General features: G+C 72.4%; 12 protein-coding genes. 2 read left to right on the top strand and 10 right to left on the bottom strand.

Annotated elements, in window-relative coordinates; translation table 11 throughout:
- Positions 1 to 47: 47 nt before the first annotated feature.
- Entirely contained in the window at positions 48 to 557 is a 510-nt protein-coding gene (locus ACWCV3_RS12085; RefSeq protein WP_451222130.1) for a GNAT family N-acetyltransferase, read from the bottom strand.
- A gap of 298 nt (positions 558 to 855) precedes the next feature.
- Here ACWCV3_RS12085 and ACWCV3_RS12080 point away from each other — a divergent pair, with 298 nt between their 5' ends.
- The gene (locus ACWCV3_RS12080) at positions 856 to 1257 is read left to right on the top strand and encodes a winged helix-turn-helix transcriptional regulator (RefSeq protein WP_451222128.1); all 402 of its coding nucleotides are present in this window, start codon (positions 856 to 858) and stop codon (positions 1255 to 1257) included.
- Here ACWCV3_RS12080 and mutM read toward each other — a convergent pair.
- The 8 genes from mutM to recG all read right to left on the bottom strand — a co-directional run bounded on the left by mutM (position 1230) and on the right by recG (position 8570).
- Entirely contained in the window at positions 1230 to 2090 is an 861-nt protein-coding gene (gene mutM, locus ACWCV3_RS12075; RefSeq protein WP_451222126.1) for a bifunctional DNA-formamidopyrimidine glycosylase/DNA-(apurinic or apyrimidinic site) lyase, read from the bottom strand. The genes ACWCV3_RS12080 and mutM overlap by 28 nt on opposite strands.
- Before the next feature lie 83 nt (positions 2091 to 2173).
- On the bottom strand, positions 2174 to 3022 hold the full coding sequence (gene rnc, locus ACWCV3_RS12070) for a ribonuclease III (RefSeq protein ID WP_451222124.1): 849 nt from the start codon (positions 3020 to 3022) through the stop codon (positions 2174 to 2176).
- 7 nt (positions 3023 to 3029) lie between these two features.
- Positions 3030 to 3203, bottom strand: a complete 174-nt coding sequence (gene rpmF, locus ACWCV3_RS12065) for a 50S ribosomal protein L32 (protein ID WP_003951102.1) — start codon at positions 3201 to 3203, stop codon at positions 3030 to 3032.
- Between the two features lie 2 nt (positions 3204 to 3205).
- Positions 3206 to 3859: a YceD family protein gene (locus tag ACWCV3_RS12060; protein ID WP_086695411.1), complete on the bottom strand. Its 654-nt coding sequence runs from the start codon at positions 3857 to 3859 to the stop codon at positions 3206 to 3208.
- Between the two features lie 133 nt (positions 3860 to 3992).
- Positions 3993 to 5090 (bottom strand): cell division initiation protein, encoded by a 1098-nt coding sequence (locus tag ACWCV3_RS12055; RefSeq protein ID WP_451222385.1) that lies wholly within the window; start codon positions 5088 to 5090, stop codon positions 3993 to 3995.
- A gap of 117 nt (positions 5091 to 5207) precedes the next feature.
- Complete coding sequence (coaD, locus tag ACWCV3_RS12050) at positions 5208 to 5687, bottom strand: pantetheine-phosphate adenylyltransferase (RefSeq protein WP_451222122.1); 480 nt, start codon at positions 5685 to 5687, stop codon at positions 5208 to 5210.
- A gap of 26 nt (positions 5688 to 5713) precedes the next feature.
- Complete coding sequence (gene rsmD / locus ACWCV3_RS12045) at positions 5714 to 6301, bottom strand: 16S rRNA (guanine(966)-N(2))-methyltransferase RsmD (RefSeq protein ID WP_451222120.1); 588 nt, start codon at positions 6299 to 6301, stop codon at positions 5714 to 5716.
- 67 nt (positions 6302 to 6368) lie between these two features.
- Positions 6369 to 8570 (bottom strand): ATP-dependent DNA helicase RecG, encoded by a 2202-nt coding sequence (gene recG / locus ACWCV3_RS12040; RefSeq protein ID WP_451222118.1) that lies wholly within the window; start codon positions 8568 to 8570, stop codon positions 6369 to 6371.
- A 230-nt stretch (positions 8571 to 8800) separates the two neighbouring features.
- Here recG and ACWCV3_RS12035 point away from each other — a divergent pair, with 230 nt between their 5' ends.
- Positions 8801 to 11629, top strand: a complete 2829-nt coding sequence (locus ACWCV3_RS12035) for a tetratricopeptide repeat protein (protein ID WP_451222116.1) — start codon at positions 8801 to 8803, stop codon at positions 11627 to 11629.
- Between the two features lie 10 nt (positions 11630 to 11639).
- On the opposite strand, the gene ACWCV3_RS12030 is transcribed toward ACWCV3_RS12035, so the two are convergent.
- Positions 11640 to 13280, bottom strand: a complete 1641-nt coding sequence (locus ACWCV3_RS12030) for a DAK2 domain-containing protein (protein WP_451222114.1) — start codon at positions 13278 to 13280, stop codon at positions 11640 to 11642.
- Between the last annotated feature and the right edge of the window lie 140 nt (positions 13281 to 13420).

Raw genomic sequence — 13420 nt, 5'->3', positions numbered from 1 at the left:
CCTACTCCGTCTCCGCGCCCAGCCCACGGGGTCAAGCGCTCTTGCCCTCAGGTCAGATCTCTTCCTGGATCTATGACCCAGTGGTTGGTCTTGAGGACCCGTCCCGCGAAGGTCACAGCAACCTCTGAAAGAAACCGGAAGCCGACAGAACGGCAAATACCGTTCGAAGCGGCGTTACTCGTTGAGGGGAAGGCATGCAGGAGTCCCCAGCGCTCTTGATCCCGGGCCTGTTCGAGGAGGACACGGACGGCACGTTTGCCTAGCCCCTGCCCTTGAAATTCAGGCAGGACCATCCAGCCAATCTCGGAAACCGGTCCGTCATCGGTGTCGTGGGACCAAATAGTCACCGTCCCCGCCACCACGTCGGGCCTGGCCAGATCAGGAACGATCATCTTCAGCCACGCAAGGCCAGCCGCCGCCTCCTGAGCATCCCGGCGGACCTTGTCCGCCATCCCCTCAAGCGGCAGGGGACCGCCCAGGTCGGCCATCATGACAGGATCGCACCGCATCCGAACGTAGGCGTCGACATCGTCCGGTGAGACGTTGCGCAGCTGCACTGGCTCCTCCTCGGTTTTACGGGGATGCTCCCATGGTCTGAGGATCACCAAGGGCCAGGGTGTCGCGCTCTGGGGCGACCCCCTCCGCCCTGGGCCGTCTGTGGGCCGTGCGGAGGTACTCAACGACGACCAACGCCGACAACCAACGACAGCTAAGACGCAGATCACAGCGTTGATCGATTACGCGACCGCAGGTCACGATTGCGGCCCTTCACTTCTTCGGCTACTGAGCCCCACCCGCTAACCGCCAGTTAGTGCAACCTGGCGGTTAGCTCCCTGCTCGCCTACCCTGGGAGGCATGAGCGGGAGCATGCAGGAGTCGGCGGGTGTGGAGTGTGGCTTCGACGTGTTCGCCCGTGCCTGTCCGTCACGGGGGACGCTGGAGCATGTCACCGGGCGGTGGGGCGGGCTGGCGCTGGGTGCGTTGTACGAGGGTCCGCTGCGGTTCAACGAGCTGCGGCGGCGGGTGGACGGGGTCAGCGAGAAGATGCTGTCCCAGACGCTCCAGGCGCTGGAGCGGGACGGGCTGGTGCACCGCGAGGCGCAGCCGGTCAACCCGCCCCGCGTGGACTACGAACTCACCGGCCTCGGCCGCCGGGTCGCCGAGCGCCTGCTCGCCCTCATCCACTGCGTGGAGGGCGCCATGGACGAGGTCCTCGCCGCCCGCGCCCGTTACGACGAGACGCGCGGCGGTCGCTGACACCTGGGGCAGAAGTAGCTGGACCGGTTCATCCAGGGGCGCCGCAGCATCGGCGTGCCACAGCGGCGGCAGGGCAGGCCCTCGCGCCCGTAGGCGTCCAGGGAGCGGTCGAAGTAGCCCGACTCGCCGTTCACGTTGACGTAGAGGCTGTCGAAGCTGGTGCCGCCGACGTCGAGGGCCGCGTTCATCACGTCCCGTACGTGACCGAGGAGTTCGGCGGTGACCGGTCGGGTGAAGCTGGCCGTGGGGCGCTCGTAGTGCAGGCGGGAACGCCACAGCGCCTCGTCCGCGTAGATGTTGCCCACGCCGCTGATCAGCGACTGGTCCAGCAGGGCCCGCTTGATCGTGGTGCGCTTGCGCCGCAGGGCCTGGTGGAACACCTCGTCGTCGAAGACCGGGTCGAGCGGGTCGCGGGCGATGTGCGCGATCACGTCGGGCAGGCCCTCGGCGGTGTTGTCGTGCAGCGAGAGCCCGCCGAAGGTGCGCTGGTCCACGAAACGCAGCTCGGTGCCCAGCTCGTCGGCGAACCGGACCCGTACCCGCAGATGCCGCTCGTCCGGCGCCGCGTGCGGCTGCACCAGCAACTGGCCGCTCATTCCGAGGTGGGCGAGCACGGACTGCCCGGTGTCGGCGAGCGGAAGCCACAGGTACTTGCCGCGCCGGCTGGGCGTGCCGAACCGGTGCCCCTTCAGCCGGTGTGCGAAGTCGTCGGCCCCCGCCAGGTGCCGCCGCACCGCACGCGGATGCAGCACCTCGGCCTCGGCGACGGTACGCCCGCCGACCCACCGCTCCAGGCCCCGCCGGACGACCTCGACCTCGGGCAACTCGGGCATCGACAACCCCCTGTGGGAAACCGTTGGGAAGAACCGAGCGCCCGCCTCCGTCGGACGGGGGCGGGCGCTCGGGATGTGCTCGGTCAGGCGGTGGCGGACGACGGTGCGTCGTCCGGGGCGGCCTCGGCCTCGACGGCCTTCGCCGTCTTGGCTCGCTCGTCCGCGGCGGCCCTGATGGCCCGCCAGGCGGACTCGGCGGCCTGCTGCTCCGCCTCCTTCTTGCTGCGGCCGGTGCCGGTGCCGTACGAGACGCCCCCGACGCGGGCAGCAGCAGTGAAGGTCTTCTCGTGGTCGGGACCGGTCTCCGTGACCAGGTACTCGGGCACGCCGAGCCCCTCGATCGCGGTGAGCTCCTGGAGACTGGTCTTCCAGTCCAGGCCGGCTCCGAGGTTCGAGGACTTCTCGATCAGCGGGTCGAAGAGCCGGTGGACCAGCTCGGACGCCGCGTCGAGGCCCTGATCGAGATAGACCGCGCCGATCACCGCTTCCAGGGTGTCGGCGAGGATGGACGCCTTGTCCCGGCCGCCCGTGCCCTCTTCACCACGGCCGAGCCGGATGAAGGAACCCAGGTCGAGGCCACGGCCGACCTCCGCCAGCGCACGCGAGTTGACCACCGCGGCCCGCAGCTTGGCCAGCTGGCCTTCGGGCAGGTCGGGGTGGATGCGGTACAGCGTGTCCGTGACGACGAGACCGAGCACGGAGTCCCCGAGGAACTCCAGCCGTTCGTTCGTCGGCAGACCGCCGTTCTCGTACGCGTAGGAACGGTGGGTCAGCGCACGCACCAGAAGGGCGGACTCGACGTGGTAGCCGAGCCGCCCTTCCAGAAGCGTGTGGGACGAGGCCATGTTCTCCGCCTTGCCGTTCCCGCGTCGGCGGGAAGTGTTGGCTTCGGCGTCCTCCACCTTCTTGTCAGTGGACACAGTGCCTCTCACCGGCCGCTCAGACCTCGAGGACCTGGCGCTTGTTGTAGGTGCCGCAAGACGGGCACGCGATGTGCTGCTGCTTGGGCTCGTGGCAGCGCTCGCACGCAACCAGGGTGGGGACCGCAGCCTTCCACTGCGACCGGCGGTGGCGCGTGTTGCTGCGCGACATCTTCCGCTTCGGAACAGCCACGGCTACTTCTCCTGCTTCTCGTCGGCACGTGCTGATCGAGGCACGTCGCCGCTCATCTCGTCCTTCTCGCCGTCCGACATGGTGTCGGCGAGTCCCTGCAATGCCGCCCAACGGATGTCGACGGCGTCGTGGTGGTGGTCCGGGTCGTCCGTGAGCCGCGCCCCGCATTCGGAGCACAGTCCCTGACAGTCGTCCTGGCACACCGGCTGCATCGGCAGTGCGAGCACCACCGCATCCCGCAGCAGCGGCTCGAGGTCGATCAGGCCGTCCTCGATGTACTGCCTGTCCTCGTCGTCCTCGGCGTCGTCGCCCGGTTCCGCGATCACGCGGCCACGGTCGTCGGCGTCAGGGTACGAGAACATTTCCTGGAAGTCCGCTTCGAGCTCAAGCCCGACCGGCTCCAGACACCTTACGCACTCCCCCTTGGCCGATGCACGGGCGGTGCCTGTGACAAGCACCCCTTCCATGACCGACTCCAGGCGGAGGTCCAGCTCGAGCGGGGCGCCTTCCGGCACTCCGACAACGCCCTCGATACCGAGGTCCCGGGGGGCGTCGACCTCGCGGGTCAGGCGCTGCATCGCACCGGGCCGCCGGCCCAGCTCGTGGGTGTCGATCACGAGAGGGTTGCGGTGGTCGAGGCGTGCGTTGGAAGCCATTCCTGCTTTCGGTCCGGGCTAGGAGGGACGCGGCCCGACGGTGTTCCGGGCAGCGCTGATCGCGGGGATACACGCGACCGAACAGCCAGGATACTGGACCTTTCGCTCAGGACCCAATCGAGTCCCCGCGCGACTACAGCCCGCGCCCCTGTTCGTACGCGCGGAGCTGCTCCGGGCTGATCATGCCGGTGTCGAAGAGGCTGGTCTCGTCCAGCGCGTAGTCCTGCTGCGCCTGCCCCGGCCGGTTCTGCCCGTCCTGCTGCCGGCTCGGGTCGTACGGCGTCTGCTGGGCGTCGTAGCCGTGGAAGGCGCCCTCGGTCTGCGGGGCGTAGCCGTCGGGGGCCGCGTACGGGTCCGGCTGGTAGCCGTACGCATCCTGCGGGGCGTAGCCGGGCTGCGCGGGGTAGGCCGGCGGATAGGCGCCGGGCTGCTGGTAGCCGTACGCCTCCTGCTGCTCGTACACCGGCTCACGGGCCGGCGCCGGGGCCCGCTGGGCCCGGGCGGGCGGGGTGTCCGCCAGGGCGGCCAGGTCGGCGAGGTAGTCGGCGTCGCTGGAGTGCTGGAAGGTCGTGGTGTCGTCCGCGAGGGCGCCGAGGTCGTCGGTGGCGATCCGCCCGTGCAGCTTCTGCCGGCCGCGGTGGACCGCCTCCAGGGTCTTGGCCAGCACCGCCTCGAAGGCGCCGAGCTTGACGTCGACGTAGGCGTCCGCGTCGTGGCGCAGGGTCTCCGGGTCCTGGCTGCGCTCGGGGGCGTCCTCGTCCTCGTAGCCGTGCTCGTCCAGGCCGGGGCCGGTGCCGAGCAGCTTCTCCCGGCCGCGGCCGACCGAGCCGAGGGTCTTGGTGAGGACCACCTCGAAGTTGGCGAGCTTGGAGTCGACGTAGTCGTCGGCGTCCGCACGGACCTGCTCGGCCTCGGCGCGGGCCTCGGCCACGATGCGGTCGGCCTCGGCCTGGGAGTGGCGGGCGACCTCGGTGCCGGCGATCAGGCTGCCGCGTTCGGCGTGGGCGGTCTCGATGATCCGCTCGGCCTCCTGACGGGCCCGCTCGACCATCTGCTCGCGGCCCCCGATCAGCTCCTGGGCCTCTTCGAGGGAGCCGGGCAGGGCCTGGCGGACCTCTTCGAGCAGCGCGAGCAGTTCGGCGCGGTTGACCACGCAGGAGGCCGACATGGGCATCGACCGGGCACCGGAGACCGCCGAGACGATCTCGTCGAGCTTCTTCTGGACGTCCACCTGGCTCGCCACTCTCTGCTGCTGTGTTGGAGACGGACGGGACGACTGTACGGCCATGGGGCGGCCGTCGGACACCGGGTGACGCGTTGTCACCTCTCCGGTCGCCTCCCCGGGGTGTCAGTCCTCGCGGAGCCGGTCGCCGAGCGCCGCGAGCACCTGCGGGGGCACCAGGTGGGAGACGTCGCCGCCCCAGGCCGCGACCTCCTTGACCAAGGAGGAGGAGAGGAAGCTGTAGGTGGGGTTGGTGGGGACGAACAGGGTCTCGACGCCCGTGAGGCCGTTGTTCATCTGGGCCATCTGGAGCTCGTAGTCGAAGTCGCTCACCGCGCGCAGGCCCTTGACGATGGCGGGGATGTCGCGGTCCTTGCAGAAGTCGACGAGGAGGCCGTGGTGGGCCTCGACGCGGACGTTGGCGTACTCGGCGGTGACCTCGCGGATCAGGCCGATCCGCTCGTCCACGTCGAACAGGCCCTTCTTGGAGGTGTTGATCATCACCGCGACGAACACCTCGTCGTACAGGCGGGAGGCGCGGGCGATGATGTCGAGATGTCCGTTGGTGATCGGGTCGAACGATCCGGGACAGACGGCGCGGCGCACGGGAGATCCCTCGCTCTCGGGTCCGGTCACCGTGCGTCTTCGCACGGTGAGGCGGCGCGACCGTACCAAAACGTTCCCTCGCCGTAACGACGGGACCGGATCGGCTCGAACCCCTCCGGCCAGTGGAATTCGCCCCCTCGGGTGCTGCGCTCCACGGTGACGAGGGCTTCGGTGGTCAGCCAGCCCCCGGAGCGGAGTGTGAGGAGGATCTCGCGGAGATCGTCGTCCGGGACGGCGTACGGGGGGTCGATGAAGGCCAGGTCGTAGGGGGCGGCGGGCGGTGCGGTGCGGATGACTTGTTCCGCTTTGCCCGCCCGTACCTCGGCGCCGGGAAGAGCCAGGGTGCGGACGTTGTCGCGCACGGTCCTCGCGGCGCGGGCGTCGGCTTCCACGAGGAGGGCGTGTCCCGCGCCGCGGGAGAGTGCCTCCAGGCCGACCGCGCCGGAGCCGGCGTAGAGGTCGAGGACTCGTTCGCCGTCGAGGGGAGCGCCGAGGAGGGACTGCCAGGTGGAGAAGAGGGCTTCACGTGCGCGGTCGGACGTGGGGCGGGTTCCTGTGCCGGGCGGCACGGACAGGCGCCGTCCGCCTGCCGTACCGGCGATCACGCGGGTCATGTGAGCGGTCCTTCTTCTGTGGGGTTCTTCCATTTTCGCAGGTGGCGAGGGGGCGTGGGGATACGCCTCAGCCCTTTTCCAGGTATTGCTCCCTCTCGTCGTCCAGGAGGGCCTCCAATGCCGTGCGCAGGCCGGGGAGGTGCGCCAGGCCGGGGTCCGCCTCGACCAGGGCCGCCGCTTCCTCCCTCGCCTCCGCGATGATCTCCTCGTCCTCGATGACCTCCAGCACCCGGAGGCTGGTGCGGGCGCCGGACTGGGCCTGGCCGAGGACATCGCCCTCGCGTCGTTGTTCGAGGTCGATACGGGAGAGTTCGAAGCCGTCGAGGGTGGAGGCGACGGCGTTCAGGCGCTGGCGGGCGGGGCTGGCCTCGGGCATCTCGCTGACCAGCAGGCACAGGCCGGGCGCGGAGCCCCGGCCGACGCGGCCGCGGAGCTGGTGGAGCTGGGAGACGCCGAAGCGGTCGGCGTCCATGATGACCATCGCGGTGGCGTTGGGGACGTTGACGCCGACCTCGATGACCGTGGTGGCGACCAGGACGTCCGTCTCCCCGGCGGCGAAGCGGCGCATCACGGCGTCCTTGTCGTCGGGGTGCATCCTGCCGTGCAGCACCTCCACCCTGAGACCCTGGAGCGGGCCGCGGGCGAGCTGGTCGGCGATGTCGAGCACGGCGAGCGGGGGCCGTCTGTCGCCCTCGGCGGCCTTCTTCTCGGCGGCGCTCTCGTCCTCGTCGCCGATGCGGGGGCAGACGACGTACGCCTGGTGGCCCTTCTCCACCTCCTCGCGGACGCGTTCCCAGGCGCGGGCGAGGAAGTGGGGCTTGTCGGCGGCCGGGACGACATGGGTGGCGATCGGGGAGCGGCCGGCCGGGAGCTGGTCCAGGACCGAGGTCTCCAGGTCGCCGAAGACCGTCATCGCGACCGTGCGCGGGATCGGGGTGGCCGTCATGACGAGCAGGTGCGGGGGCTGCTTGCCCTTGCCGCGCAGGGCGTCGCGCTGCTCGACGCCGAAGCGGTGCTGCTCGTCCACGACGACCAGGCCGAGGTCGTGGAACTGGACCTTGTCCTCGATGAGCGCGTGGGTGCCGATGACGATCCCCGCCTCACCGGTGACGATGTCCAGCAGCGCCTGCCTGCGCGCGGCCGCCCCCATCGACCCGGTCAGCAGCACCACCTTGGTCCCGTGCTCCGAACCGCCCAGCATGCCCCCCTCGGCCAGCTCCCCCATCATCTCGGTGACCGACCGGTGGTGCTGCTGGGCCAGCACCTCGGTGGGCGCGAGCATGGCCGCCTGACCGCCCGCGTCGACGACGGCGAGCATGGCGCGCAGGGCCACCATGGTCTTCCCGCTTCCCACCTCCCCCTGGAGCAGCCGGTGCATCGGGTGGGACGTGGCGAGGTCGGTGAAGATCTCGGCCGAGACGCGTCGCTGGCCCTCGGTGAGGGTGAAGGGGAGGCGGGCGTCGAAGGCGGTGAGGAGGCCGTCGGGAAGGGGGCGGCGGGGGGCGGCGGGGAGCTGGGTGTCGGCGTAGCGGCGGCGGGCCAGGGCGACTTGGAGGACGAACGCCTCGTCCCATTTGAGGCGGGCGCGGGCGTCGGCGATGTCGGCCTTGGTGGCGGGACGGTGGATCTTGACCAGGGCCTCGGGCAGCTCGGCCAGGCCGCGCCCCTCGCGCAGCGACTCGGGGAGCGGGTCGACGGCCTCCTGGACGCTGGGCAGCACGGTCTGCACCGCCTTGCCGATCTTCCAGGACTCCAGCTTGGCGGTGGCGGGGTAGATCGGGATGAGGGAGCCCGCCCAGCTCTCCACGGCCTCGTCGCCGTCCTCGGCGCCCTTGTCCAGCAACTCGTACGCGGGATGGGCGAGTTGGAGGCGGCGGTTGAAGACGGAGACCTTGCCGGAGAACATCGCGCGGGTGCCGGGCAGCAGTTCCTTGTGCGGTTTGTGCACGCCGTTGCCGAAGAAGACCAGCTGGAGGCGGCCGCTGCCGTCGGTGATGGTGACCTCCAGCCGCTGGCCCTTGCCGCGCGGGGCGCGCGAGGAGGCGAAGGTGTGCAGCCGGGCGTCGGCGACCTGTGCGACCACGGTGACGTGCTCGTCCATGGGGAGGTCGGCGAGGTGGGTGAGCTGGCCGCGCTCCTCATATCTGCGGGGGTAGTGGTGCAGGAGGTCGCCGACGGTGTGCAGGCCGAGGTTCTCGGCCATCACCTTCGCGGTGGCGGGACCGAGCACCTTCTTCAGGGGTTCTCGCAGTGCGGGCACGAGATCCATTGCACACCACACCACCGACATCGTCGTACAGGTGACTCCGCCGGGATCCGGTGGGATGCCCGACGTACCTGGTCGGCTCGGGCCTTCGCGTCTAAGGGCTGTCCCGCAATCCCCGGCGGGACAGCCCTTAGGATGACGCGCCTCCGGTCATCCCCCGCGGTCACCGCCCCCACGGCATCCGACCGCCCGACCCCGCGCCGCGCGAAGCTCCCCCCACCGGCGCCGTGACGATGGACTCCCAGACCTCCCAGACCTCCCAGCCGTCCCCGGCCTCCGGGCCCTCCCCCTCGCGTTCCTTCCAGGTCGACCTGCGCGGTCTGGTGGATCTGCTCTCCCAGCACCTGTGCTCCAGCCCCAGCGTCCACCTGCGCGAGCTGCTCCACGACCACAGCTCGGAGAAGGACCGGGTCTTCGTCCCGTTCGCGCGGCTGCTGCGGATGTGGGACGAGCGGCCGGAGGACTTCGACGCCTGCGAGGCGCACGCGCTGCACTGGACGTTCAAGTGGATGACCGCGGGGATGCTGGGCCAGCCGCACATCCCGCTGGCGTCGGTGGAGAACTGGCTCGGCGAGATGGAGCGCCGCTACCGGGTCGCCGGGTACTCCGAACGGGCCGTGCGCGCCGCCGAGTTCGGCATCGCCTCGCACATCGGGGACCTGGCGCGGGCGGAGCGGGCGTACGGCGCGTGGCTGGCCGCCGACCGGGACGACATGGCCGACTGCCACGCCTGTGAGCTGAGCGGGCAGGGCGGCTGGCAGATGCGGTCGGGCCGGGACGCGGAGGCGCTGGAGCGGTGGGCGCCTGTGCTGGAGGGCGAGTTCGCCTGCGCGCACGAGCCGCACGGGGTGCTGGCCCGCTCGCTGGTGCCGCTGCTGCGGCTGGGCCGGGTGGAGGAGGCCCGCGCCCATCATCTGCGGGGCATCAGGCTGGTGCGGCCGATGGAGAGCATGCGGGACGCCTACGCCGCGCATGTGGAGTTCTGCGCGCTGAGCGGGAACGAGGAGCGCGCTCTGGAGCTGCTGGCGGAGCGGCCCGCGTACTTCACGGACACCGGGCATCCGCGCAGCCTGCTGGAGTTCCTGGCCGTGGTGACGCTGCTGATGGACCGGCTGACCGCGCTCGGCCTGGGCGCCCGGGAGGTGCCGGGTCCGGCCGGCCGGACGTGGACCGCGCGGGAGCTGGCCACGCGGGCCCGTACGGAGGCGCTGGAGCTGGCCGCGCGGTTCGACGCGCGCAACAAGAGCTCGTACATCGGTGACCTGACCCGCGCCACGATGGACGCCCAGCCCCTGGCGGAGCGCCTGCCGCTGGGGGTACGGACGGTTCCGGCGCCGTCTCCCGTCGTCGAGGAGACGCCGGACGAGGAACCGGAGGTGCCCGAGCTGCTGGCACGGGCGCGCCGGCTCTCGGAGACTCTCCAGCCGGACGCCCCGCGGGCGTGGGCGGCCCTCGCGCGGGCCGCCGGCGGCGCCGGACTCGGCGCACGCGCGCGGGCCGAGCTGGCCGACAACGAGGCGATGGCCCAGGGCCCCGACGGCATCCCGCTCTTCGAGGAGGCCGCCGCCCTGTACGCGGAGGCGGGCGACCCCGGCGAGGCCCTGGCGGCACGCGCGCGCGGAGCGTACGTACGTGCGCTGGCCGGCGGGACGAAGGCGGCGCGCGGGACGGTCGACGGGCTGTACGACGAGGTGCTGGCGCTGTACGCGGAGGGGGCGACCGGCCCCCGCCAGACGGCGGGGGTGCTGATCTCCCGGGCCCGGGTGCTGATGCGGTGCGTCCACGAGGGCGCCCCCGCGGTGGAGGCGGAGCGGGCCGCGCGGGAGGTGCTGGCGTTCGTCGGCGGACGCACCGGGGAGGACGTACGGCTGGTGGCGCGCGGAGCCGAGGCGCGGGCCATGCTGGCGGAACTGGCCGAGCTGGGCGGGGACCTGCCCCGCGCGGCCGACCTCTTCCGGCGGGCCGTGGCCGAGTACACCGGCGCCGGGCTGCCCTGGTTCGCCGTGGAGTACGAGGCACGGGTGGGGGCGTTGTCGCAGCACCTGGGGGATCCGGCCGAGGCCGAGCGGGCGCTGCGGGCGGCGCTGGAGCACGGCGGGGCGTGTCTGGAGCCGACGGGGCGGGCCCAGCTCCACCTTCAGCTCGCCGAGCTGATCGGGGCGCGGGGCGGCGTCGAGGAGGCGGCCGGGCATGCGCTCCAGGCCGCCCACTGGGCGGACGAGGCGGGTGAGAGCGCGACCTTCGGCGCGTGGGGGCGGCATCTGCTGGGCGGACTGCTGCTGCGCCAGGGCCACTGGACGGAGGCGGCCGAGGTGCTGGAGTCGGCGCTCGCCGAGCTGTCGGCCGAGGTGCACGGGGACGAGGCACTGGTGCAGACCCGCTGGTGGCTCGGGGACTGCCTGAGCGAGCTGGGCGAGCACCGGGCGGCCGCCGGGCACCGGCTGCTGGCGGCCGGCATCGCCGAGCACTGGCCGGAGCAGCAGGACCACGCCACGCTGGCCCACCTGGCCGGCGAGTCCCTGGCCGAGGCGGACCTGCCCGCGGAGGCGGACCGGGCGTACGTACGGGCGGGCGAGCTGTGGGAGGCGCTGGGCAACCCGTACTTCACCGTGCGCGCGCTGCGGGCCCGCGCCTGGCTGGCGCCCCGGCTGGACGCGGGGTTGCCGGGAGCGCGGGCGCTGATGGGGCTGGCGGTGTCGGTGTGCGGGGCAGCACTCGCGGCGGCGGGCGATCCGCTGGAGGAGGCCCGGCTGACCACCGAACTGGCGCACACTCACGGCCAGTTCGGGGAACTGCTGGCCTCGGTGGCGCAGGAGCGCGAGGAGGCGCTGGCGGAGCTGGAGCGGTCGGCCGCGCTGTTCGCCGCGCTCGGCACGGACGGTCTGCACGGCCGCACCGGCGCCGAACTGGCCGCCGCCGCGCTGGAGGCAGAGCTGGGCCGGGCAGCCGGGGCGAGGGCACGCGCGCGCTTGGTGCTCGCGGCCTACGAGAGCGCCGACCCCACGGACGAAACGGTTCGCCTCCGGCGCGGGACGGCGTCCCGTCTGCTGGCGGAGGAGTGACCCGGGCCGCTCACTCCACGCCGATGAGCAGCGGCGCGCCCTGCCGGCCGCCCCGGTAGACCACGGTGTCGACCGCGAGGTAGGACTCGCGTACACGGGCTTCGAGGCGGTCGGCGACGGACTCGGGGGCGTCGTCGCCGACGACCAGGGTGACCAGCTCGCCGCCCGCCTGGAGCATGCGGTCGAGCACGGTCTCGGCGGTGCCGGTGAGATCGGGGCCTATGACGGCCACGTCACCGTCGATCAGCCCGAGCACGTCCCCGGCCTGGCAGATCCCGGCCGTGGTCCACGACTGGCGCTCGGCGACGAGCACCTCGGCGTACCGGGTGGCACCCGCGGCCGAGGTCATCTGCACCACGTCCTCGTCGAACCGGCGCTCCGGCTCGTGCACGGCGAGCGCGGCGATGCCCTGGACCGCCGAGCGGGTCGGGATCAGGGCGACCCGGACGCCCTCGGCGCGCACCTGCTCGGCGGCCGCGGCGGCCGTGTGGCGCAGTTCGGCGTCGTTGGGCAGCAGGACGACCTCGCGGGCGTGCGCGCGCCGGAGCGCCTGGGCCAGCTCCCCGCTGGCGGGCGGTTCGCCGGGCGGGGCGAGGACGGTGGTCGCGCCCGCCTCCGCGTACAGTCCGGCCAGCCCCTCGCCCGGGACCACGGCGACGACGGCCCGCTGCGCCGGTTCGCGCGGCGGCCGCTCCCCGCCCGTGTGGACGTCCCCCGCAGCGAAGTGGGTGATCCCGATCCGGTACGGCCTGCCGGCCTCGACTCCCGCCTCCACGGCGGCACCGGCGTCGTCGACGTGCACATGGACGTTCCACAGCCCGTCGCCGCCCACCACGACCAGGGAGTCACCGAGGGCGTCGAGCCGTTCCCGCAGCCGGGCCACGGCCGTGTCGTCGGCCTCCAGCAGGTAGACGACCTCGTAGGCGGGCCCGCCCTCCCCCGCCTGCTCCGGGGCCTCGGGGCAGACCTCGGCCCCGGCCGGCCCTGCGTACGCCTCCTCGGGCAGCGCCTGCCCCGTGACGGCCTCCACCAGGGAGGCCAGCACGCTCACCAGACCGCGTCCGCCCGCGTCCACGACCCCGGCGCGGCCGAGCACGGCCAGTTGCCGGGGGGTGGCGGCCAGGGCGGAGCGCGCTCCCTCGTAGGCGGCCAGGACGATCCTCCCGCAGTCGCCCTCGGCCGTGTCGGCGGCGTCGGCGGCGGCCGAGGCGACGGTCAGCACGGTGCCCTCGACCGGGTGGGCCACGGCCTCGCGGGCGGCGTCGGCGGCCCGGCGCAGCGCCGACCGCAGCGCGGTGCCGTCGGCGTGAGGGACGTCACCCGCGGCGAGCACCTGGGCCATGCCGCGCAGGAGCTGGGCGAGGATCGTGCCGGAGTTGCCGCGGGCGCCGATCAGCGCGCCGTGGGCCATCGCGCGCAGGGCGTCCGCGAGCGAGGGACCGCTCTCCTGGTGCCCGGCGAACACCGCTTCGACGGCCGCCGTCGCGGATTCCAGGGTCAGGAACAGGTTGGTGCCGGTGTCCCCGTCGGCGACGGGGTAGACGTTGATCGCGTCGATCTCCTCACGCGCCCGCCCCAGCGAGCGCAGCGCGAGACCGCACCAGGTGCGCACCGCGAGAGCATCGAGGAATGTCTGCGGCACCTGCGCCACCTGCGCCTCCCTGTGGCTGGACGTGGGACGCAGCGTAGACCGTGGGGCGGCGTCCATCATGGGAGGGCCGGGCACGGGGTGCCGGGCCGCCATGGTAGTTTCGTTGTACGGAAGCAGTCGTTGTATGCTGCTCCGGTTGC

The sequence above is a fragment of the Streptomyces sp. NPDC001781 genome (genome assembly GCF_053596035.1).
This window is presented reverse-complemented; position numbering and strand designations above follow the sequence as displayed.

Coding starts and splice junctions, on each gene's coding strand:
- ACWCV3_RS12080 (WP_451222128.1), top strand. CDS start 856: ATGAGCGGGAGCATGCAGGAGTCGGCGGGTGTGGAGTGTGGCTTCGAC.
- rsmD (WP_451222120.1), bottom strand. CDS start 6,301: ATGACCCGCGTGATCGCCGGTACGGCAGGCGGACGGCGCCTGTCCGTG.
- ACWCV3_RS12060 (WP_086695411.1), bottom strand. CDS start 3,859: ATGGCTTCCAACGCACGCCTCGACCACCGCAACCCTCTCGTGATCGAC.
- ACWCV3_RS12035 (WP_451222116.1), top strand. CDS start 8,801: ATGGACTCCCAGACCTCCCAGACCTCCCAGCCGTCCCCGGCCTCCGGG.
- mutM (WP_451222126.1), bottom strand. CDS start 2,090: ATGCCCGAGTTGCCCGAGGTCGAGGTCGTCCGGCGGGGCCTGGAGCGG.
- recG (WP_451222118.1), bottom strand. CDS start 8,570: ATGGATCTCGTGCCCGCACTGCGAGAACCCCTGAAGAAGGTGCTCGGT.